This window comes from Xanthomonas sp. AC360, assembly GCF_979258225.1.
Genome location: NZ_OZ409846.1, coordinates 2,840,329 through 2,862,704, shown reverse-complemented (window position 1 = coordinate 2,862,704; position 22,376 = coordinate 2,840,329). Strand labels below are relative to the sequence as shown.

Below are 22,376 nucleotides of genomic sequence, written 5' to 3'. Positions count from 1 at the left end.
GGAGACGTGTCGACCATTCGTCTGCCCCCTGACCCGGATGCCCGCCATGTCCCAGACCTCGTCTTCCCTGCGCGACCTCGAACACCACAGCGCGTTCGTCGAACGCCACATCGGCCCTAACGACGCAGAAATCGCGCAGATGCTGGACGTGGTCGGCCACGCCTCGCTGGATGCGCTGACCGACGCCATCGTGCCGGGCAACATCAAGTCGCCGGCCGCGCTGGCGCTGCCCGAGTCGATCACCGAAGAAGAAGCGCTGGCCAAGATCCGCGCCATCGCCAGCAAGAATCAGGTGCAGCGCACCTTTATCGGCCAGGGCTATTACGGCACGCACACGCCCAAGGTCATTCTGCGCAACATCCTGGAAAACCCCGCCTGGTACACCGCGTACACGCCGTACCAGGCAGAGATTTCGCAGGGCCGCATGGAAGCGTTGATCAACTTCCAGACCCTGTGCGCGGATCTGACCGGCATGGAGATCGCCAACGCCTCGTTGCTGGACGAAGCCACTGCTGCGGCCGAAGCGATGACGCTGGCCAAGCGTTCGGCCAAATCCAAATCCGACATCTTCTTCGTGCACGACGCGGTGCATCCGCAGACGCTGGAACTGTTGCGCACGCGCGCCGAGCCGCTGGGCATCGTGTTGCGCGTCGGCACCCCGGACGAAGCCTTGCAGGCCGAGTGCTTCGGCGTGCTGCTGCAGTATCCGGACAGCTTCGGCCGGCTTCACTTCGACACCATCGGCGGCCACGCCGCGCTGGCCGATGCGGTGCATGCGCAGGGCGGCCTGGTGGCGGTGGCCACCGATCTGCTTGCCCTGACCCTGATCGCCGCGCCCGGCGAATGGGGCGCAGATATCGTGGTCGGCAACTCGCAGCGTTTTGGCGTGCCGTTCGGATTTGGCGGCCCGCATGCGGCCTTCATGGCCTGCCGCGACGCGTACAAGCGCTCCATGCCGGGCCGCTTGATCGGCGTATCGATCGATGCCGCCGGCAACCCCGCATATCGCTTGACCCTGCAGACGCGCGAGCAACATATCCGCCGCGAAAAGGCCACTTCCAACATCTGCACCGCGCAGGTGCTGCTGGCAGTGATGGCCTCGATGTACGCCGTCTACCACGGCCCCGATGGTCTGACCCGCATTGCCCGTCGCACCCATCGCCTGGCCGCGATCCTGGCTGCCGCGCTGCGTAGCGCTGGCGTGAGCGTCGGCGAGCATTTCTTCGACACGCTGCACGTCAAGGCGATCGATGCCGATGCCATCCATGCACGTGCGCGTGCGGCCGGCATCAACCTGCGTGCCATCGACAGCGAAGCGGTGGGCATCAGCCTGGACGAAACCAGCACGCGCGCCGATGTGGTGGCGCTGGCGCAGTTGTTCGGTGCCCAGGCGGACATCGATGCGCTGGATGCGGCCACCGCCGATGCATTGCCGCAAGGCCTGCTACGCACCAGCCCGTTCATGACACACCCGGTATTCAATACCCACCACAGCGAACACGAACTGCTGCGCTACATGCGCTCGCTAGCCGACAAGGATCTGGCGATGGATCGCACCATGATCCCGCTGGGCAGTTGCACCATGAAGCTCAACGCCACCGCCGAAATGATCCCGGTGACCTGGCCGGAATTCGGCGCGATCCATCCGCTGGCGCCGGCAGAACAATCGGCCGGCTATGCGCAGCTGATCGAGGAACTCGAAGCGATGCTGGTCGAGTGCACCGGCTACGACGCGGTGAGCCTGCAGCCTAATTCCGGCGCGCAGGGCGAATACGCCGGCCTGCTGGCGATCCGCGCCTATCACCGTTCGCGTGGCGAGGCGCATCGCGACATCTGCCTGATTCCCGAATCGGCGCATGGCACCAACCCGGCCTCCGCACAGATGTGCGGCATGACGGTGGTGGTCACCAAGTGCGATGCCAACGGCAATGTCGATGTCGAAGACATCCGCGCCAAGGCGGAGAAGTATTCCGATCGTCTGGCCGCGCTGATGATCACCTACCCGTCCACGCATGGCGTGTTCGAAGAAGACGTGGTGGCGATCTGTGAAGCGGTGCATGCGCATGGCGGCCAGGTCTACACCGACGGCGCCAACATGAATGCCCTGGTCGGCGCTGCGCCAAGCCCGGCAAGTGGGGCTCGGATGTGTCGCACCTCAACCTGCACAAGACCTTCTGCATCCCGCACGGCGGCGGCGGCCCGGGCGTAGGCCCGTGTGCGGTCAAATCGCATCTGGCGCCGTTCTTGCCGCGCACGCTGGGCGGCGAAGGCGATGTGGGCATGGTCAGCGCGGCCAGCTATGGCTCGGCCTCCATCCTGCCGATCAGCTGGATGTACGTGACCATGATGGGCAGTGGCGGGTTGCGCAAGGCCACGCAGGTGGCATTGCTCAACGCCAACTACATCGCCAAGCGGCTCGCACCGCATTACAAGACGCTGTACACCGGCCGTAATGGTCTGGTGGCGCACGAGTGCATCCTGGATGTGCGGCCGCTGGAAAAGACCAGCGGCATCGGTGCCGAAGACATCGCCAAGCGTTTGATCGACTTCGGCTTCCACGCGCCGACGCTGAGCTTCCCGGTCGCCGGCACCTTGATGGTGGAGCCGACCGAAAGCGAATCGCAGCATGAGCTGGACCGTTTCATCGACGCGATGATCCAGATCCGCGAAGAGATCAGCGCCATCGAAGACGGCCGCCTGGACCGCGACGACAACCCGCTCAAGCACGCCCCGCACACCGCCACGCAGGTGTCGGCCAGCGAATGGACCCATGCCTACCCGCGCGAGCTGGCCGCTTTCCCGCTGCCGAGCCTCAAGCAGCAGAAGTACTGGCCGCCGGTGGCACGCGTGGACAACGTCTATGGCGACAAGAACGTGATGTGCGCCTGCATCCCGGTGGATGCGTACAAGGAAGACGCCGAGGTCTGAGTGGCATGACAGACGCGGCAACCATCACACCCGGCTGGTGAAACAGCCGGGTTTTTTGTTGCGTCATGCGATGCGAGCCAGATGCGCGAGAGGGGCAACATTCATGGCGACTGCGCGCCAGTTGCAGCACGACTAATGACCGCGCGGTATCCACATGCTGACAGCGACACGCTCGCTACCAGAGCCGCTGCGGGAGCTACCGCCCTTTATTGAAACTGCCCTCGTAGAGGTGCGTCTACATTGTTTTGCTTCAGAGCCATCGCCGATCGCAGCTACCAACGGATGCCACGCGCGCACTGCGCGCGCGTTTGCCTCGCCTACACATGCGCTGGGGATGATGGCGAACGCCTCCCCTTATGGCAGAACCTTGCGCATGCTTGCACTGAAACATCTCGGCACCTTGCTGTTGGCAGCCACCCTGCTACTCGGCTGCGCGCCACGTCGCCCCGGCGAGGTACCAGCGCTGGTGCATGCGCCCGACGCGCGTGCCGAGCTGGTACAGACCGATGCGGGCGTGGTGCGCGGTGTGGCCAGCGCACACGGCAAGGCGTTTTTGGGCGTGCCGTTCGCAGCGCCGCCGGTGGGCGCGCTGCGCTTCCATGCACCGCAACCGGTAGCGGCGTGGAAGGATGTTCGCGATGCAACGCAGGCCGGGCCCGCCTGCCTGCCGCGGTATCGCTTCGGGCAAAAGCAGGTCTCCGAAGACTGCCTTACGCTGAACATCTACGCACCGCCCGGCCCTGCGCCGGCACACCCGCGCGCGGTCATGGTGTGGATCTACGGTGGAGCATTGGAGCTGGGCAGCAATGCCGACTACGACCTGAGTGCGTTGGCAGCGCGGCAGAATGTCATCGTGGTGGCACCCAACTATCGGCTGGGGGTCTTCGGATTCTTCGCGCACCCGAGTCTGCGTGGCGAAGGCAAAGGCGCGTATGCGCTACTGGACCAACAGGCCGCATTGCACTGGGTACAACGCAATATCGCTGCATTCGGCGGCGATGCGCACAACGTCACCGTGTTCGGTGAATCCGCCGGCGCGTGGAGCATCTGTTACCAGCTCGCGTCGCCAGGCGCGCGTGGCCTGTTTCAGCGTGCGATTCTGCAGAGCGGCAGCTGTCTTGCATCCGATTCGAGCTTGACGCGCGCCGAGGCCGAGCGCGGCGGTACGCGCATGGCACAGACGCTTGGCTGCGAGCGGGCAAGCGATGTGGCCGCGTGTCTGCGTGACCTTCCTGCAGAGGCACTGGCCGATGCAACACCGCAGCGCCGCGGCTTGACCGGCAGCGATGCCTGGGCGCCGATGGCCGGCGGCGATGTGCTGCCGGTAGTGCCCGCCGAAGCGATTGCCAACGCGCAGCATGCGCAAGTCCCGGTCCTGATCGGCAACAACCGCGATGAGGGACGCCTGTTCGCCCAACTGCTGTCCTACATCGGCAAGCTCACGCTGCGCAGCGGTTATGAAGCGCGCATCCAGCGCATGTATGCGGCGCCGGCACCGATCATGGCGCACTACGCAGATGTCGCGACGCAGTCGCGCTGGGAAGCGTTTGCCGACATCGTCACCGACGGCGGCTTCGCCTGCCCCACGCGCCGGCTTGGGCAAGCGTTGCGCACGCATGCCGCGGTGTATGCCTATGAGTTCGACGACCCGCAGGCGCCGTACGGCCTGTGGCGCTTGCCGTTCTCGCGGCCATTGGGCGCGTTTCACGCCTCCGAACTGGCGCATCTGTTTCAGCGCGCCTGGGTGCTCAGTGGCGACCCGCAGTTCAGTGCCGCGCAACAGGCGTTTTCCGACACCCTGCAGGACTATTGGGGCGCGTTTGCTCGTACTGGCGACCCCAATGGTGGCGGGCGACCGCCGTGGCCGCGCTTCGATGGCGACACACCGTTGACGGTGTCGCCACACAGGATCGGCGTCACGCCCGACTTCGTACAGCGCCATCGCTGCACGTTCTGGGATGCACAGGCGCAGGCCGCTGCAGCTCCGCCACCTGCGCGTTCGCAACAGCATCAGCAAGACCTCACACGCGATGGTCAACGATGAGCGTGTCCTAGACGAGGCCGCAGCTGCATCCAGACACGCCGATGACGCAGATGCCGCTGGCCCCACGTGCCGGCCTTCGCTCAGTTACATGCAATCACCGTTACGGGAGTGCTCCATGTCCACATCCACGTCATCCCCCTGCCCCGAGGTGCTGCTGCGCACCGGGCGTCGCGTCGCAGCGCTTGGCCTGGGCTCCTGGAACCTGGGCCAGGGCCGGCATCCGCCGCAGCAAGAGATCGAAGCACTGCTGACCGGCCAGCAACTGGGCATGCGGCTGATCGACACCGCCGAAATGTACGGCAACGGCCGTTCCGAGCAGTTGATCGGCCAGGCCATCGACAGCGCACAACCGCCGTATCTGGTGTCGAAGGTGTTGCCGAGCAATGCAAGCGCGCGTGGCATTGCACGCGCCTGCGAAGCCAGCCTGCAGCGGCTTGGCGTGCGCACCCTGGATCTGTATCTGCTGCACTGGCGCGGCGGGAGCGATCTTGCCGAAGTGGTCGCTGCGTTCGAAGCTTTGCGCGACGCCGGCAAGATCCGCGATTGGGGCGTGTCGAATTTCGATGTGGACGACATGCAGGATCTGTGGCGCATCGATGGCGGGCAGCGCTGCCTGGTCAATCAAGTGCTGTATCACGCCGGCAGCCGCGGGATCGAATTCGATCTGCTGCCGTGGTGCGCCGAGCATGAGGTCACGGTGATGGCGTACTCGCCACTGGGTAGCCGCGCATTGCTCGATCACCCGGTGTTGCATGCCATCGGTGCACGACGTGGCGTGGCCGCCACCGCGGTGGCTTTGGCGTGGGCGATCCGCAGCGGCCAGGTCATCGCCATTCCCGAATCGGGTACACCCGCACATGTGAGCGCGAACGCGGCGGCGTGCACTTTGCAACTGGATGCGCAAGATCTTGCCGCACTGGATGGCGCGTTCCCGCCGCCCACGCGCAAACAGCCGCTGGATCTGTTGTAGATCAAACACCACACGCGGCCTAATACACATCGCGGATGTGGCGATGTTCGCAGCATGCGCGTGGTGTGTTTGGCATTACACAGCGCGCGGTAGCGCACGCTTTGCGTTGTGCGCCGTGTGTGTGTGAGTGTTCGTTCGCATGTAGACACACTCGTTTAACAGCGCCACTCCCAGGCTCGGTTGGATCGCTAGCATCCCAGCCCGCCAACGTGGAGTCCCCCATGGCAAAGTCCCCAAGTAAAGCCGCACAGGTTCCTTCTGTCGGCAGTTCCGCCAGCGCGCAGGAACTGCGCGGCACTGGCGACGAACTGCATCAGAAAGCCGGCGGCTCGCATCCGCAATTGACTACCAACCAGGGCATCCCAGTTGGCGACAACCAGAACTCGCTACGCGCCACGCCGCGCGGACCGACGTTGCTGGAAGACTTCATCCTGCGCGAGAAGATCACCCACTTCGATCACGAGCGCATCCCCGAGCGCATCGTGCATGCACGCGGCAGCGCCGCGCATGGCTACTTCGAGTTGACCAAATCGCTGAGTCAGTACACCACCGCCAAGATCTTCACCGAAGTGGGCGAAAAGACGCCGTTGTTTACGCGCTTTTCCACCGTTGCAGGCGGTGCCGGCTCGGTGGACACGCCGCGCGATGTGCGTGGGTTTGCGGTGAAATTCTACACCAAGGAAGGCAACTGGGATCTTGTGGGCAACAACATCCCGGTGTTCTTCATCCAGGACGCGATGAAGTTCCCGGACCTGATCCATGCGGTGAAGATGGAGCCGGACCGCGGCTTTCCGCAGGCTGCCAGCGCACATGACACGTTCTGGGATTTCATTTCGCTCACCCCCGAATCGATGCACATGATCATGTGGGCGATGAGCGACCGCACCATCCCACGCTCGCTGCGCATGATCGAAGGCTTCGGCATTCACAGCTTCCGCTTCCTCAACGCGTCCGGCGACAGCACCTTCGTCAAATTTCACTGGCGCCCGAAGCTGGGCCTGCAATCGACCATCTGGGACGAGGCCGTGAAGCTGGCCGGTGCCGACCCGGATTTTCAACGGCGCGATCTGTTCGAGTCGATTCAAAACGGCGACTTCCCCGAGTGGGAGCTTGGCGTGCAGCTGTTTACCGAAGCGGAGGCCGAAGCGTTTCCGTTCGACCATCTGGATTCGACCAAGGTCATTCCGGAAGAACTGGTGCCGCTGCAGATCGTCGGCCGCATGGTGCTGGACCGCTGGCCGGACAATTTCTTTGCCGAAACCGAACAAGTGGCGTATTGCCCAGCCAACGTCGTTCCGGGCATCGATTTCAGCAACGACCCGCTACTGCAAGGACGTCTGTTCTCGTACCTGGATACGCAGCTGAGCCGTCTGGGCGGGCCGAATTTCCATCAGATCCCGATCAACGCACCCAAGTGTCCGTTCGCCAACAATCAGCGCGATGGGCATATGCAGATGGGTGTGCCGAAGGGCCGCGTCGCCTACGAACCCAGTTCGCTGCAGGCCGATGCACCGCGCGAAGCGCCGCGTGGATTCCCCAGCCATGCAACGCCTGCCGAAGATGGCGCAAAGGGCCGCGTGCGCGCAGAGAGTTTTGCCGATCATTACAGCCAGGCACGCTTGTTCTACCGCAGCCAGAGCGCACCGGAACAGGCGCATCTGGCATCGGCGCTGGTGTTTGAACTGTCCAAGGTCGACACCGCGCACGTGCGCGAGGCCATCGTGGGTCATCTGCGTCATGTCGACCCGGCACTGGCGCAGCGCGTGGCTGACGGCATGGGCATGAGCAAACTGCCGCCCGCACCTCCGGCAGCGGTTGCGCCCACCGACATGCCGTTGTCGCCAGCACTGCAATTGATCGGCAAGATGAAGGACACCTTGCAGGGGCGCACGGTGGGCATTCTGATCCATGACGGCTCGGATGCAGCAGCGATCAAGGCCGTGCGCAAGGCTGCCGAAGCAGCCGGCGCCACAGTAAAAATCGTCGCACCCAAACGCGGTGGCGCCAAGCTCAGCGATGGCAAGCAATTGGCCGCCGATGGCCAGCTGGCCGGCACGCCATCGATCGTGTTCGATGCCGTGGCCGTGCTGCTGTCGTCGGAAGCGGCAAAATTGCTGACCAACGAATCTGCAGCACTGGACTTCGTCAGCAATGCCTGGGCGCATCTGAAAGCAATTGCCTTCGACGACGGCGCGCAACTGCTGCTCAAGGCAGGCAATGTCGGCAAGGATGCAGGCATTGTCCACGCAGCCGATACCAAGGCCTTCATCGCCGCAGCAAAAACCCGCCAGTGGGCACGCGAGCCGAAGGTGCGCATGTTGGCGTAAGCGCGCAAGCGCAAACAGAGACCCTGGACGCGAGCGACGTTACCGACATCGTTCGCGCCCAGGGCGTCATGCAGAGAAACGTCTATCGCTGTTTCGTTAGTCGGTAGAGAGTGTTCGAACAACGATGACGGCCGCTAGAAAGTGCGATGCATTTCGATGCGGCACCCGACCGTCAAGCAACCACTAGGACTGCTGGAAGTTCGTTTTTTGAGTGGGTCAACGTGGGATCTACAACCTGAGAACGATCAGTAATCCTCAGTTGCAGCAAGCATCCCGATCGACCTCAGCCAGATGTACCAGAGCTATCAGGCGCGAGGCGATGAATCAAAGCGCAGATCTTCGAAGATGGCTGAAAGAACGCGCTTGCAAGTGAAAGCCGCGGCGTCGCCAGCGTGACCACCATTGATTCAGACCTGTGCGCATCCACGTGCGCACCAGGTGCCGCCGAATCGAACAGAAGGTGCATGCCAGGACGCGTCGAAAAAATACCTGCCGCAGCGAATTCAAGCGTATGCAAAGCATTGCGCAACGCCGACAGCAAGGCATCTTCCGACGGCGCCCAGCGCCATCGGACAATGAACACCGCCTCATCGCGTTCGATCAGCGACGTCCGATCAGGCTCATCGCCCAACACCAGCGCGCACCCGGGACCGGCTGTCACCAGACCAAGTTCGTCATCGATCGCACACGCACGCGCGTAGTCGGTTGTGCCGCTATCGCACAGGGAGGGCTCAATTCCCGACCAGTCTGGCAAATCCACCGCATGCAGCAGAACAAGCGGCCCACCACCTGATTCAATCCATCGTAGCTGTGTCATCTCTTGTCTCGATAGCACATGAAAACAGGCACACCGGCGCGCGACGGCGGGGGGGGGCCGTCAGTCGATCGCAGGCAGCGGCACGTGTTGCTGCGCAGTCGCCAGCGCGCGGTACTCGCGAGGCGTCATACCCACCGCTTGCTTGAACTGTCGCGCAAACGCGCTCTGATCGCTGAAGCCGCAGGCATGGCCGATTTCGGTCAGGCTCTTTTTCCCGTGCAGCAAATGCATGGCCATCTGCAAACGCAACTTGGCCAGCACCTGCTGCGGCGTGAGCTGGAACACCTTGCGAAACGAGCGTTGCAGCTTGGACATCGAAAACCCGGTGATCTCCACCAATGCCTGCATGCGCACGTTTTGCGCGTAATTGGCGTTGAGGTACGCCAGCGCAAGCCTGAGTTTTTCGTACTGAGATTCGTGCCCGTCCTGCGGGCCGAGATCGCGCGAGATACCGATGATGCCCTGTACCTTGCCGTCGACCAGCAGCGGACGTTTGCAGGTGAGGCACCAGCCCGGCTCGCGGTTGGCGAACAGATGCAGTTCCAGCAGGTTGTCGATCACCTCACCGGCCAGCACCTGTTCGTCCTGATTGGCGTAGTTGGCGCCAAGACCGCTCGGGTAGACCTCGGCGACACGCTTGCCGATCAGTTCCTTGCGCGATTTCAGGCCCAGGCGCCGCAGCATGGTCTGGTTGACGTGGGTGTAGCGACCCTCGCGGTCCTTGACGAAAAACAGCACGTCCGGCACGGCATCGAACAACGCTTCCAGATCGGCAGGATCGATGCTCTTCATGCGAGAGGATTCATGCAGTGCGAGGGACTCGGGGCCAAGAGAGGCGCAGCGGTGCAGTGACGCATCAGCGTCTGCACACACCACCGGTGCGCAACGTCATGATACGCCGCGCCTGTCGCTCGGCTTGCAAGCGCTCAGCGCGGCTGTTCGGCCACGGTAGCGGTGACTGCAGCCCGGCCGTCCTTGGGAGCGTCGATGGAAGCACTGGTGGCGCCCATGCGATCGGCCGGCGTGCGCCGCGCTGCCCAGGTCTGCACCACTGCCGCACCCGATTGCGACCCCACCTGTACGCGCAGACGCGCACCGGCTGTGGGCGCCACGAATTCGATTTCGCAATCGCCTGCGGCCATGCAGCTGTCCGCTGCCAGCGGGTCGACCGGCTGCCAGCCCTGCTCGGCAATCGCCTGCGAAAACGCGCGATAGCTCATGCCCGGCTTGAGGGTCGCCGGCAACGGCACCAACAGCTCGCTATTGGCGGCGTCTGTCGCGCTGGCAGTCACAGGCGCAGTGGCCACCGGCGCACGTGCAGGCACAGCCGCCGTGGGCCGCGGTGCGGCGCTCCAGGCAGGGCTGAAAATGAGGGCAAGCCCTAGCAAGGCCGGGCGGACGAACGTGCGCATGCGAAAGATCCTTGCGATCCTGGCAGGGATTGGGAAAGTTAAAGAAGCGCTATTTTGACACGTCGACATGACGCCCGGGCGATGATGTCGGCGCCCGATCAGCCGCCATTTCATCGCCGGTTATCCAACGGCACACCGCAAGCGCACTCGACTACGTGGTTATCGGCGGCACACCCCGGTTACTTGAGCGAGCGCGACAACAACGCGTATTTCCAGCTGGCTTGCGCAACACCATGCGTCTCCGCGCGATGTGCAGTTGCCGAATCTTCGATCGCCCTCAGCACGCGCCTGCTGCCGACCGAAGAACGCCACACAAAAAAACGGCACGCCGCTGCAAGGCGGCGTGCCGTTTTTTCTAATGCATCACTGCCCGATATGCTGCTTCAACCAGCCGTTGACGGTGTCGTGCCACAGGATGCTGTTGTCCGGCTTGAGCACCCAGTGGTTCTCGTCCGGGAAGTACAGGAACTTGGAATCGATACCCTTGCGCTGTAGCGCGGTGAAGGCAGCCAGGCCTTGTTCGACCGGGATGCGGAAGTCCTGCTGGCCATGGATTACCAGCATCGGCACCTTCCACTTGTCCACGTGCAGCACCGGATTGAACTTCTCGTAGCCGGCCGGGTTCTGCCATGGCGTGCCGCCGTTTTCCCACTCGGAAAACCACAACTCTTCGGTGGCGTAGCCCATGGTGCGGTTGTCGAATACGCCGTCGTGATCGACCAGGCATTTCCACGGCTGATTCCAGTTGCCTGCCATCCAATAGACCATGTAGCCGCCATAGCTGGCACCTAGCGCACAGGCCTTGTCGCCGTTGAGGAAGCCGTACTGCTTCTGCGCGGCAGTCCAGCCTTTTTGCAGATCTTCCAGCGGTCGGTCGCCCCAATGCTGGCTGATCGCATCGGTAAATTCCTGGCCGTAACCGGTGGAGCCGTGGAAGTCGATCATCACCACCGCATAGCCCTGGCCGGCGTAGGTCTGCGGGTTCCAGCGGTTGCTCCAGCCATTGCCGAAGCTACCCTGCGGGCCGCCGTGGATCAGGAACGCCACCGGGTAGGTCTTGCCTTCCTGATAGTTGTACGGCTTGACCACATAGCCGTGCACGGTGTCGTTGTTCCAGCCCTTGAACTGGAACTGCTCGTAATCGCCAAACTGCACGTCGGGCAGTTGCTCGCCAGCGGTCTGGGTGATGGCACGCAGGTTCTGGCCCTGCACATCGCTGACGAAGATCTGATCGCCGCTCTTGAGCGAGTTGCGGGTAAATGCCAGCGTGCTGCCAGCCAGCGTCGGTGCATGCACGCTGCCCTCGCCCACCAGCTTGGTCGCGTCGCCGCTGGCGATGTCGATCTTGAACAGCGGGTGTTCGCCCAGGTCGTCGGCACTGGTGTAGATGCTGCTGCCGTTATCGCCCAGCACGATTTCGCCGGCCGAGCGATCCCACTTCGGCGCAATCTCGCGCGTCTTGCCGCTGGCCACGTCCATCGCCATCAGGCCGAAGCGGTCGGCCTCAAAGCCGGGGCGTTTCATCGCGCGGTAGTACAGCGTCTTGCCATCGGCACTGAACACCGGGCCGGCATCCCAGGCCGGGTTGGCGGCGGTCAGATTGACCGGCGCGGTTTTGCCGGCCGCATCCAGGCGATACAGGTCGAAGTTGGTCTGCCACGGCTCGTCGTTGCCGGTCGGCTTGGTGGCGGCCTTGGCGTTCTTACCGGCCTCTGGGCCATGCGGTTGCGGGATACGCACACTGGCGACCACGCTGGCACCGTCTGGCGACCAGGTGTAATCGTCGTTGCCACCGAACGGCTTGGACGGCGCATCGCCGGCCAGCGTGGCACTGATCGCCGAGGCGCCGACTACCGGTTTGGCGCCGGTTGCGGGCAGCTCGGAGACGAACAAGGTGTTGCGACGGCCATCGTTCCAGGTGTCCCAATGGCGCACGAACAGCTGGTCGTACACCACGCCGCTGGCCTTGGCATTCTTCACGCTGGCGAGCTTTTTCTTGGTGCAGTCCAGGTCCGACCCGCAGTCCTGAAACACGCCCGCACTGAAGGCGATGCGCTTGCCGTCTGGCGAGAGCTTGTAGCTGTCCAGGTCCACCGCGAACGCAGTGAGCTGCTGCGGAGTGCCGCCGGCCAGCGGCTGCGCGTACAGCTGCTGGATACCGGATTTGCTGCTGAGGAAGTACACCGTTTTGCCATCGGGCGACAGCGCCGGGCTGTTGACGTTCCAGCCTTCCGGGGTGAGCCGCTTGGGCGGCGACAAATCGCGGGTACGCAGGTTGCGCACCCACAGGCCGGTGGCCGGCTTGCCATTGGCGGTCTTGGCCTGGCGCTTGGCGAAGATCACCACGCCGCCATCGGGGCTGAGCGTGGGCGAGGACACCCGATCCAGCGCGACCATGTCGCGCACATCGAAACCGCGCGCGGCGGCAAGGGTTGGCAAGGCGGCCAACAGACACAGGGGCAGCACGGCGTGACGCAGCTTCATCGAGAGTTCCTGCAACGGCAAAACGTCGATGGTAGGCGTTGCTGCAGCGCACGCGCAAAGGCTTGCGCTTGCGCCTGCCTGCGCAGTTGCGTGGGCGTCGCCTCGTGGATGGAATGGCGCGCCTAAATGCGGCGACCAGAACCTGAGGTACGCACTGTCGAACGCGGATGGCCGGCGCGTGTGGCGGCATGGCTCATGCGGCCAGCAAGGCCGATCACACCGCCCAGGTCCGCTTGAGGAACGCGCGCTGTGTTGGACAGATGATTGCAACAGTGTGCCCACCGGTCGTCGCTACGCCGAGGCAAGCTTCCCATGCGGCGACAGCAGCTCAGCGTTGCTCACGTATCCGCCACGCTTGGTGTGTCGCGGACGGACGTTGCGAGGCACCAGTCGACCTGGCGCCTCGCAACCTTGACCATTCTCTACAAAGCGGGGTGTGCATGTACGGCATGCACACCCTGCCCTTGGCTCACCACACGACTCAGAAGCGGTGTGCCATGCCCACATACACCTGCGCGTCCGGGGTACGGTCGTTGAGCCCGAAGTTGGCACCCACGTCCAGTTGCAATAGCGGATTGATCAGATACGCAGCCGCGATATCGGCCGAATACTGTTCGATGGTCTCGGCCGGGTCGCGATTGATCGAAGACCATACTTCCACTGCCATCGACAACTTCGGCGTCAGCGGGCGGGCCAGGTTGATCGCATTGACGATGGCGACATGCTTGCCGCTGCCATCGCTGTCGGCCAGCCAATCCACCTCCGGGCCGAAGGTCAGCGAGAAACTATTAGGCAATACGAAATTGATCGGCAACGCGACGCCGCCTTCCCACTCGTCATTGCCCAGACCGGTGCGCGCGGTCGGCGCCTTGACGAACGGCAGCACCGCGACGGTGGCGGTGTCGCTTTCGTAGAAACGCGCCTTCATGCGCAGATAGATGTCGCCACCGCCGCTCAGGCTGCTGCGTGCGCCGGTAGCGCGATCGGTGGTTTTGACCTGCAGCTGCGGCGCCCAGTTGAGCTGCAGATCGATGCGGTCGCTGACGCCGTATTTGAGCGTGGGATTGGTGAACACCGAAGTTTCGATGCGTGTGCCGGGCTGGCTGTCGCGGGTGTAGCTACCGATGTCGGTTTCCAGCTGCCAGGCGCCGGTCGGCACGGTACAGGTGGAATTGGCCTTGGTCGGCCGATCGGTGCACAGCGCCGCTTCGGTGGCGTCTTGTGCCTGCGCTTGCGTCGCCAGGCCGCACAGCACGCCGGCCATGGCGATGGTCAGAAAAGAGATGCGCCGTACACGGGACGGGAAACGGGGAATAACAGTCAGCATTGCAGTAACTCCATGGCAGAGCGCTGGGCCGATGACACGACAGGCCAGCAGTGAGGGAGGGGGAATGCGCGTGGAGAGGTGGATCGACTGCATGACGCTGAAACATCGGCGTCTGCTCGATCCTATCGAACTGTCGAGCTCGCCAGACAAAAAGCGACCGCAACCGCACTTTGGAAGCGGCGCAGTGTGATTGGGCTAACGTTTTTGTCGGCAGCAGCGGCGGCGCGATGGCCTAGGGCGCGGAGATCAGCGGGGTCGATCGAGGCATGCGGCAGCCGTAACGCATCATCCGTGCGGGAGACGGAACGATACGGAGCGGCGGCATAAAGACGCTATGCATGAGCGCTGGACCGGGCATAAAGCCGGCGCAAAGACGGGCTGCAGACAAAGAAGTACCGTCACGGACGGTCGACGGGGTCTGCAGCGGCGATGCGTGGGGATGGTGCAGATGGCAGCGGCGTGCGCTGCGGGCAGGTCGCCTTGCGCGCCTGCCAGAACGGCGCATGCATCGCATGCGCCGTGTCTGTCGCCAGGCTCAGGCCGCCTGTTCGCCGCGCTTGCCGACGCGATACAGCAGCCAGCCGACCACAGCGAGGATGGCCAGGCCAACCCACTGATTGAGCTGCAAGGCAGCTGGCAGTGCCAGCACATCGGCGCGGCTGGACAGCACGATCGGCACCGCGATGGCGATGCCCATCAGCGCTTCGCCGGTGATCAGGCCGGCGGCAAACAGCACGCCCGGACGATGCACCCGGTCGCGGCCGTCTTCGTCATCGGCGCGGATGTTGTGGAAGCGCTCGACCAGATGCGCGATCAGGCCACCGATGAAGATCGGCACCATCAGCTCCAGCGGCAGGTAGATACCGATCGCCGCGGCCAGCACCGGCACGCGGAAGCGCTTGCCGGTGGCCTTCAACCATTCGTCCAATGCGATGATCGCCGCGCCCACCACCGCTCCGATGGCGATCATGGTCCACGGCAACTGGCCGCCGAACAGGCCCTTGGCGACCGAGGCCATCAAGGTGGCCTGCGGCGCGCCCAGCGAGTTGGGGTGCTGCGGAGTGGCCGGGCCGATGCCATACGCCTGCGCCAGCAAGTTCAGTACCGGCGCCATGATCAACGCACACGAGAACGCACCGATGCCGAGCATCAGCTGCTGCTTCCACGGCGTGGCGCCGACCAGATAACCGGCCTTGAGATCCTGCAGGTTGTCGCCGCCCACCGCCGCCGCGCAGCACACCACCGCACCGATCATGATGGCCGCCACCGCGCCCAGCGGTGCGGCGCCGATGCCCACCGGCACCAGCCCGTCCTTACCCAGCAACAGCACCAGCACCGCCGAGGCGAACAGGATGGTGGAGATGGTGATGCCCGACACCGGGTTGTTGGACGAGCCGATCAAGCCGGCCAGATACCCTGACACCGAGACGAACAAAAAGCCGGCCACGATCATGATGATGGTCATCGGGATCGACACATGCCACTGCTGCACGATGGCCTGATACAGGCCAAGCAGCGGCAAGGTGCACAGCACCAGCGCCACCAGCATCCACTTCATCGGCAGATCGCGCTCGGTTTCGGCGACCACGCCGCCCCCGCTCTTGCGCGCGGCGGCAAAGCCGCTCTTGACGCCGGAAAACAGCGATTTGCGCAGCGAGAACAAGGTCCACACGCCGCCGATCAGCATCGCACCGACGCCGAGGTAGCGGATCTTCGCGCCCCAGATGCCGAAGGCCGCATCGGCCGCTGGCGCACCGACCAGGCTCTGCGCCAGGGCCGGGTCCGAGCCCATGAAGAACTGCTGATACAGCGGGATGGCGATGTGCCAGGACAGGATCGAACCGGACAACACCACGATGCCGACGTTCAAGCCGACGATGTAGCCCACGCCCAGCAATGCCGGCGACAGGTTGGTGCCCAGATACCCCACCAGGCGGCTGCTGCCCAGGTAGGTGGCCTGTGCCCAGGTGTCCGGGATCACCCGCAAGCCGCTGGCGGCAGCGAGTTTGACCAGCGCGCCGATGGCACCGGAGGCGGCCAGGATCTTCAGGCCCGGGCCGGGGTTTTCACCGGCCTTGAGCACTTCGGCGGCGGCCTTGCCTTCGGGGAACGGCAGCGGGTCTTCGACGATCATCGAGCGCCGCAGCGGCACCGAGAACAGCACGCCCAGCAGCCCGCCCATGCCGGCGATGCCCAGCACCCACCAGTATTTGAAGTCCGGCCAGTAGCCCATGATCACCAGCGCGGGGATGGTGAAGATCACCCCGGCGGCGATCGACGAACCGGCCGAGGCGCCGGTCTGGACGATGTTGTTCTCCAGAATGGTGCCGCCGCCCAACAAGCGCAGCACGCCCATCGACACCACCGCTGCCGGGATGGCCGTGGCGATGGTCAAACCGGCAAACAGGCCGAGGTAGGCGTTGGCGGCCGAAAGCACCACCGCCAGCACGATGGCCAGCACGATGGCGCGGAAGGTGAGCTGGCGCGGTTGCGCGTCTTGGCTCATTGGGCATTCCCCTGTGGGCAAAAAATCCGTACCACGCTAGCGCCTGCGCCGATGCGAGTCCAGCTGCGGCGCGGCGTGACAGTGCGACTGCCATGGCGTGTGGTACGACGGGTTGACCCCGGTGCGGCTCCATCGGTGCGTTTACGTCAGCATCAATGCGCTTTAAACCTCACCAAGACCGTGACGACCACGCATGCTTGTCACATCGCCGCGCACTGCGGGGAACGCGTTCCCGTGTTCAGTCTTTTTGTCTGTGCTGGGTAAAGCCCGTGGGCAAGCGTCATACACACACAAGAGCGGCTAACAACGCGTAGCGAGCAGGCGTCAGGTGGGTGTGGACGGCGCGGAGGAACCGGCGTGTACGAGGGGACCATGCCGCACCGAGCACCCGCCACGCCCGCCTGGCAGCCGCACAGTCGTTTTGTTAGCTGCTCTAAGACCGCCATGTAACCAGAGGTGCAGACCATGCAACATCCACTGACCGCCGCCCTGATGGCCGGCATGCTGCTGTCGTTATCGTCAGCCGCCACATTCGCCACACCACCCGCCGAGCACGGCGCGCAATGCCCTGACCCGGCAGAGGTGCATTACGAGGCGGGCCGCTATCGCGCCAACGTACGACTCGGGGTGGCGTCAGGAAGCGGGGCCTGGTCCAGCACACTACAAGCCAACAATGGCAAGCCGCGGCACTTGGCCTCGGTGCTCTATTACGGCGAGTCACCCGAGACAGCGTCCAGCATGGGCGTGCTGGTCAACTGCACTTACTCCATGCGCGGCGGCAAGGAAGTGGACCTGGCGTATTTCGACAGTCGCACGCCACAGATGCAACGGAACCTGTTCGTCACCCCCAGACACCCTACGCACTGGCAACTCGATCAGCCGCCGGTAGCAGGAACGGTCCAGTTCTACACATGCACTCGGAGTGCAGAGGACTGCGCGTTCGAACCGCTGCGTCTGGAGGAATGACGCAGCGGCACGCACTGTCTAGCGTCAGTGCAGCAGTTCGGCGAATGCGCGATCGGCTTCGATGACGTCCGGCAAGGTGGCGAACAAGCCCTCCAGGTCGACGCCGTCCATCAGTGGTGCGCGCAGCGCGTCCAATGCCTGCGGAGTGGCACCGCCGTGCGCGTGCAGCGCGTCGGAAACCTGCACCGCCTGGGCCACCAGCAACGGCATCCGTGCGCCTTCGGGCGCGGCGGCCGGGCGAACCTGGTAGGCGATGGCTTCCTGGATCACCACCGGCAATTGCCAGCGACGCACCAGCTCGGCGCCCACTTCCGGGTAGCCGAAGCCCAGTTGCAGGGTTTCTTCGGCGGCATGGCCGGCCGATGAGGTGTCGTGATTGATGCGACTGGCGTAATCCGGTGCGCCGGACTGGATCAGCAGTTCGCCGATGTTGTGCATCATCCCGCAGGTGAAGGCGGTTTCCGGGTCCAGGCCGTGCTGGCGCGCCAGCAGGCGGCAGATGCCGGCCACCTCGAAACTGTGCCGCCAGAAGGCCTTGAGATCGAAGCCCGGGCCGGCGCGGAAGGCACCGGTCATCGCCGAGGCCAGCACCAGGGTGCGCAGCGTGTTGAAGCCCAGGCGCATCGCGGCGTCTTCCACGCTGGTGGAATCGCGCAAGCCGTGGAATCGCGCCGAATTGGCCAGGCGCAACACCTTGGCAGCGATCACCGGATCGCGCTCGATGGTGTGCGCCAGTGCATCGATATCGGTTTGCGGATCGTCGAATTGACGGATCAGGTCCTGCGCCACCTTGGGCACGGTGGGCAAGGTGTGCAACTGGTCGAACAACGCCTCCAACTTCATGATCGCCTCGTGGGTGAACGGATAAGCCAGCGCGGTTGCGCAGACCTGCATGGTGTAGCACAGACCGGTTGGCTGTCGGTGACCGAGGCCGGGCTTATTTATGCATGCGTGTGGATTTTTGCGCTTGAGGCGGCATCCCGCACGCCGCCGGGCGGTGATCACCGCCGCCAGCGAACTCGACAGTGATGCGCAGGCGATTGCGCGGATGCCAGTCGGGATGCGGTTTGGCTGTGAATCAGTGGGGGTGACGGGCGCGCGGCGCTGCACGGTTGTACTGCGCGCAGCCGCATCAGGCGCATGGACATGACGCATCGTTGCGTTGTCGCTGCGTGCTTGCTTCGGCGCCGCTAATGAAAGTCGCGCGATGGCAGCTGCATCTCGCCGAGCAGATCGCTGAGGTCGTACACGTCGCCGGCAATCAGATGCTCCACGTCGTCCACGCGCTCCCAGCGGCCACGCACGGCGAGCAGGCGCGATTCGAGCAATGCACGGCGTCGGCGCAGCGCCAGGTGCGACCAGACGATGACGTTGATCATGCCGTGTTCGTCTTCGAGGGTGACGAAGATGGTGCCCTTGGCAGTGGCCGGGCGCTGCCGCTGGGTGACCAGCCCGGCCACATGCACGCCGCTGCCGTGGCGACGGCCCTGCAGGTCGCGCAGACCCAGGATGCGCCGTTGCTGCATCTGCGGGCGCAGCAGCGCCATCGGATGCAGGCGCAGGCTCAGGCCGACCGAGCGGTAGTCGGCCAGGATCTCTTCGCCCATCCGTGGCGCTGCGAACTCCACCGCGCGTTCTTCCGGACTGCCGGGCAGCAAGGGCCGGCGTGCTTCCACGCCAGCCATCGCCCAGCGCGCGGCATTGCGATTGCCGACCAGGCTCTGCAAGGCACCGGCTTCGGCCAAGGCCAGGCGCGCCTTTTCGTCGAGTGTCGCGCGCAGGCACAGGTCGCCGATGTCGGTGAAGGCGCGTTGCGTGCGTGCGGCGACAATCCGATTGGCCACCACTTCCGATAAGCCAGCGACCTGTCGCATGCCCAGCCGGATCGCCGGTTGTTCGCCAGGGTCGGCATCGCTGCACCACGCGCGGCCGCCCACCAAGGTGTTGTCCCAGTCGCTGTGCAGCACATCCACCGGTAACACCTCCGCGCGCGCGCGCTCGGGGCTGCCGCGGCGTGCGTCCTGCACGATCTGGCTGGCCGAATAAAACCCCATCGGCTGCGCATTGAGCAGCCCGCAGGCAAATGCAGCCGGTTCGTGGCGTTTGAGCCAACAACTGGCATAGACAAGTTTGGCGAACGAGGCGGCATGACTTTGCGGAAACCCGTAGGAGCCGAAGCCTTTGATCTGTTCGAAGATCTGGTCGATGAAGGTCGAGGCGTAGCCTTTGCCCTGCATGCGCTCGCGCACCCGCGCGCGATGCTGTTCCATGTCGCCACCGCGTCGCCAGGCGGCCATCGATCTGCGCAGATTATCGGCTTCGCTTTCGGTGTAATCGGCCGCATGCATCAGCAGCTCCATCACCTGCTCCTGGAACAGCGGCACGCCGAGGGTCGGCTTGAGAATGTCTTGCACTTCCGGCGAGGGATAGTTGACCTCTTCGCGGCCCTGTCGCCGACGCAGATACGGATGCACCATATCGCCCTGAATCGGCCCGGGCCGCACGATCGCCACTTCGATCACCAGGTCGTAGAACACCGCAGGCTTGAGCCGCGGCAACATCGCCATCTGCGCGCGCGATTCGATCTGGAACACGCCCACGGTATCGGCGCGCTGGATCATCTTGTAGGTGGGCGCATCCTCGCCCGGTAGCGTGGCGATGCTGTAATCGCGCCCGCGCTGCCCGCGCACCAGGTCCAGCGTCTTGCGGATGCAGGTCAGCATGCCCAGCGCCAGGCAATCGACCTTGAGCAGCTTCATGGTTTCCAGATCGTCCTTGTCCCACTGGATGATGGTGCGGTCGGCCATTGCGGCGTTTTCCACAGGCACCAGCATCGATAAAGGCTCATCGGAAATCACGAAGCCGCCGACATGCTGCGACAGATGACGCGGGTGATCGCGCAGGTGCTCGGTGACCGCAAGAATCTTGTTGATCAGCGGGTTGGCCAGATCGAAACCGGCCTCTTCGATGCGTTGTTCCATCGGCGTGTCGCCATTGCCCCAGCCATAGCAATTGGCCAGCAAGGCGATCTGATCCGGTGGCAGGCCGAATGCCTTGGCTACATCGCGCACCGCGCTCTTGCCGCGGTAGCAGATCACCGTAGCGGCAAGCGCGGCACGCTCGCGACCGTATTTGCTGTAGACGTATTGCAGCACTTCTTCGCGGCGCTCGTGCTCGAAGTCGACATCGATGTCCGGTGGCTCGTCGCGTTTTTCGGAAAGGAAGCGCGCCATCAGCAGACGGGTTTCGTCGGGATTGACTGCGGTGATCCCCAGCGCATAGCACACCGCCGAATTGGCCGAGGAGCCACGCCCCTGGCAAAGAATGTGCTCTGACCGCGCAAACCGCACTACATCCTGCACGGTAAGAAAAAACGCTTCGTAGTTTTTCTTGGCAATCAACGCCAATTCTTTTTCGATGTCTTCGCGCACCTTGGCCGACACTCCCTCCGGCCACCGCTCACGCATGCCGGCTTCGGTGAGCTGGCGCAGATAACTGGCGGGCGTATGGCCTTCGGGCACCAGTTCGCGCGGATAAGCGTAGTTGAGGGTGGAAATATCGAAGCTGCAGCGTGCGGCCAACTCCACCGTGGCTTGCAACAACGCATCCGGATAGATGTTGCCCAAGGCGCGCCGCGTGCGCAGATGGCGCTCGCCATTGCGGAACAGATGCGCGCCGCACTCGGCCAGCGGAGTGGTGTGGCGGATGGCGGTCAAGGTGTCCTGCACGATGCGCTCGCGGCGCTGCGCCATGTGCACATCGCCGCTGGCCAACGCGGTCATGCCCAGTTGCTGCGCCAACTGTTGCAAGGCGTGCAGACGCGCCGCGTCGTCCTGCTCGCGATGCAGTTCCACCGCCAGAAACGCGCGCTCGCCGAACACCTGCTGCAACCAGGCGCCCTGCTCTGCCTGCGGCTGCGCGCCAGGCAACCACAGCGCAAAGACACCAGGCACAACATCGCGGAACTGCGCCTGCACCTCCGCACGCCCCAAACGATAGTCGCCCTTGCCCGCCGCGCGTCGTGCGGTGGTGATCAAGCTGCACAACTGCGGATAGCCCTGCGCATGCTCCACCAACAGCACAAAGCGGGTGCCATCGACGAGGGTGAATTCACTGCCGACGATCAGCCGCACGCCGGTGGCGCGCGCCGCTTCCAGGCCACGCACGATGCCGGCCAGCGAACATTCGTCGGTGATGGCCAGTGCGCTGTACCCGCAGTGTTGCGCGCGCACGAACAACTGCTCGGCACTGGAGGCGCCACGCAAAAACGAAAAGTCCGACAGACAATGCAGCTCGGCATAGGCAGGCAGGCCATCAGCGAGCTGCGCATGGGTAATGTCGTCGTTGGCCGCGCGCAGCCGTGCTGCGACATTCCAGGCGCGCGGCATGCGCCCGCCCGGCGTGTCGCGGTCCACGCCATCGACAGCGTCATCCCAGCTCATGCGCGCATCCCTTCAACCATCGCGCTGCCAGCGCAGCGTCTTTGCAATGCGCGGCAGATCGTTGGGTTACAGCAGCCCTTCGCGTCATGCTGCATCGGACGCTTGCGGCAGCGCTGCGATGACCCGCCGGGCACCCCACACTGCGCTCTGGCA

General features: G+C 64.2%; 12 protein-coding genes, 1 other RNA gene and 1 pseudogene. 5 read left to right on the top strand and 9 right to left on the bottom strand.

Features of this window, described 5'->3' with window-relative positions; all coding sequences use genetic code 11:
• Positions 1–46 precede the first annotated feature (46 nt).
• From gcvP to ACZZ0O_RS12320, 4 genes and pseudogenes are all read left to right on the top strand, one after another.
• Positions 47–2,928, top strand: a pseudogene (gene gcvP / locus ACZZ0O_RS12335) (aminomethyl-transferring glycine dehydrogenase).
• A gap of 373 nt (positions 2,929–3,301) precedes the next feature.
• Positions 3,302–4,972, top strand: coding sequence for a carboxylesterase/lipase family protein (locus ACZZ0O_RS12330; protein WP_463590893.1), 1,671 nt, complete (start codon positions 3,302–3,304; stop codon positions 4,970–4,972).
• A gap of 115 nt (positions 4,973–5,087) precedes the next feature.
• The gene (locus ACZZ0O_RS12325) at positions 5,088–5,942 is read left to right on the top strand and encodes an aldo/keto reductase (RefSeq protein WP_463590892.1); all 855 of its coding nucleotides are present in this window, start codon (positions 5,088–5,090) and stop codon (positions 5,940–5,942) included.
• 221 nt (positions 5,943–6,163) lie between these two features.
• A complete protein-coding gene (locus tag ACZZ0O_RS12320) occupies positions 6,164–8,269 on the top strand; it encodes a catalase (protein WP_463590891.1) in 2,106 nt (701 codons plus the stop codon).
• Between the two features lie 283 nt (positions 8,270–8,552).
• Here ACZZ0O_RS12320 and ACZZ0O_RS12315 read toward each other — a convergent pair whose 3' ends face one another.
• From ACZZ0O_RS12315 to ACZZ0O_RS12285, 7 genes are all read right to left on the bottom strand, one after another.
• A complete protein-coding gene (locus ACZZ0O_RS12315) occupies positions 8,553–9,086 on the bottom strand; it encodes an Imm21 family immunity protein (protein ID WP_115512289.1) in 534 nt (177 codons plus the stop codon).
• A 60-nt stretch (positions 9,087–9,146) separates the two neighbouring features.
• The gene (locus ACZZ0O_RS12310) at positions 9,147–9,878 is read right to left on the bottom strand and encodes an AraC family transcriptional regulator (RefSeq protein WP_115512290.1); all 732 of its coding nucleotides are present in this window, start codon (positions 9,876–9,878) and stop codon (positions 9,147–9,149) included.
• Between the two features lie 134 nt (positions 9,879–10,012).
• Positions 10,013–10,498 (bottom strand): hypothetical protein, encoded by a 486-nt coding sequence (locus ACZZ0O_RS12305; RefSeq protein ID WP_115527293.1) that lies wholly within the window; start codon positions 10,496–10,498, stop codon positions 10,013–10,015.
• Positions 10,499–10,861: 363 nt separating this feature from the next.
• The gene (locus ACZZ0O_RS12300; RefSeq protein WP_463590890.1) at positions 10,862–12,982 is read right to left on the bottom strand and encodes a dipeptidyl-peptidase 5; all 2,121 of its coding nucleotides are present in this window, start codon (positions 12,980–12,982) and stop codon (positions 10,862–10,864) included.
• Positions 12,983–13,463: 481 nt separating this feature from the next.
• Complete coding sequence (locus ACZZ0O_RS12295; protein ID WP_238155952.1) at positions 13,464–14,246, bottom strand: transporter; 783 nt, start codon at positions 14,244–14,246, stop codon at positions 13,464–13,466.
• 598 nt (positions 14,247–14,844) lie between these two features.
• Positions 14,845–16,815: an OPT family oligopeptide transporter gene (locus ACZZ0O_RS12290; RefSeq protein WP_055845653.1), complete on the bottom strand. Its 1,971-nt coding sequence runs from the start codon at positions 16,813–16,815 to the stop codon at positions 14,845–14,847.
• Positions 16,816–17,113: 298 nt separating this feature from the next.
• Positions 17,114–17,189: non-coding RNA, sX9 sRNA (locus tag ACZZ0O_RS12285), on the bottom strand.
• Between the two features lie 91 nt (positions 17,190–17,280).
• Here ACZZ0O_RS12285 and ACZZ0O_RS12280 point away from each other — a divergent pair.
• On the top strand, positions 17,281–17,781 hold the full coding sequence (locus ACZZ0O_RS12280) for a DUF3757 domain-containing protein (RefSeq protein WP_463590889.1): 501 nt from the start codon (positions 17,281–17,283) through the stop codon (positions 17,779–17,781).
• A 24-nt stretch (positions 17,782–17,805) separates the two neighbouring features.
• Here the strand turns inward: ACZZ0O_RS12280 and ACZZ0O_RS12275 are convergent, their stop codons facing one another.
• A complete protein-coding gene (locus ACZZ0O_RS12275) occupies positions 17,806–18,624 on the bottom strand; it encodes an HDOD domain-containing protein (RefSeq protein ID WP_055846276.1) in 819 nt (272 codons plus the stop codon).
• A gap of 347 nt (positions 18,625–18,971) precedes the next feature.
• Positions 18,972–22,223 carry an error-prone DNA polymerase gene (locus tag ACZZ0O_RS12270; RefSeq protein ID WP_463590888.1) on the bottom strand — a complete coding sequence of 1,084 codons (3,252 nt, stop codon included), beginning with the start codon at positions 22,221–22,223 and terminating at the stop codon, positions 18,972–18,974.
• Positions 22,224–22,376: the final 153 nt, after the last annotated feature.

Bases quoted from the DNA above. Each gene is read 5' to 3' on its own strand.
- ACZZ0O_RS12320 (WP_463590891.1), top strand. From the start codon at position 6,164: ATGGCAAAGTCCCCAAGTAAAGCCGCACAGGTTCCTTCTGTCGGCAGT.
- ACZZ0O_RS12300 (WP_463590890.1), bottom strand. From the start codon at position 12,982: ATGAAGCTGCGTCACGCCGTGCTGCCCCTGTGTCTGTTGGCCGCCTTG.
- ACZZ0O_RS12280 (WP_463590889.1), top strand. From the start codon at position 17,281: ATGCAACATCCACTGACCGCCGCCCTGATGGCCGGCATGCTGCTGTCG.
- ACZZ0O_RS12325 (WP_463590892.1), top strand. From the start codon at position 5,088: ATGTCCACATCCACGTCATCCCCCTGCCCCGAGGTGCTGCTGCGCACC.
- ACZZ0O_RS12310 (WP_115512290.1), bottom strand. From the start codon at position 9,878: ATGAAGAGCATCGATCCTGCCGATCTGGAAGCGTTGTTCGATGCCGTG.
- ACZZ0O_RS12315 (WP_115512289.1), bottom strand. From the start codon at position 9,086: ATGACACAGCTACGATGGATTGAATCAGGTGGTGGGCCGCTTGTTCTG.
- ACZZ0O_RS12290 (WP_055845653.1), bottom strand. From the start codon at position 16,815: ATGAGCCAAGACGCGCAACCGCGCCAGCTCACCTTCCGCGCCATCGTG.
- ACZZ0O_RS12305 (WP_115527293.1), bottom strand. From the start codon at position 10,498: ATGCGCACGTTCGTCCGCCCGGCCTTGCTAGGGCTTGCCCTCATTTTC.
- ACZZ0O_RS12270 (WP_463590888.1), bottom strand. From the start codon at position 22,223: ATGAGCTGGGATGACGCTGTCGATGGCGTGGACCGCGACACGCCGGGC.
- ACZZ0O_RS12330 (WP_463590893.1), top strand. From the start codon at position 3,302: ATGCTTGCACTGAAACATCTCGGCACCTTGCTGTTGGCAGCCACCCTG.
- ACZZ0O_RS12275 (WP_055846276.1), bottom strand. From the start codon at position 18,624: ATGAAGTTGGAGGCGTTGTTCGACCAGTTGCACACCTTGCCCACCGTG.
- ACZZ0O_RS12295 (WP_238155952.1), bottom strand. From the start codon at position 14,246: ATGGCCGGCGTGCTGTGCGGCCTGGCGACGCAAGCGCAGGCACAAGAC.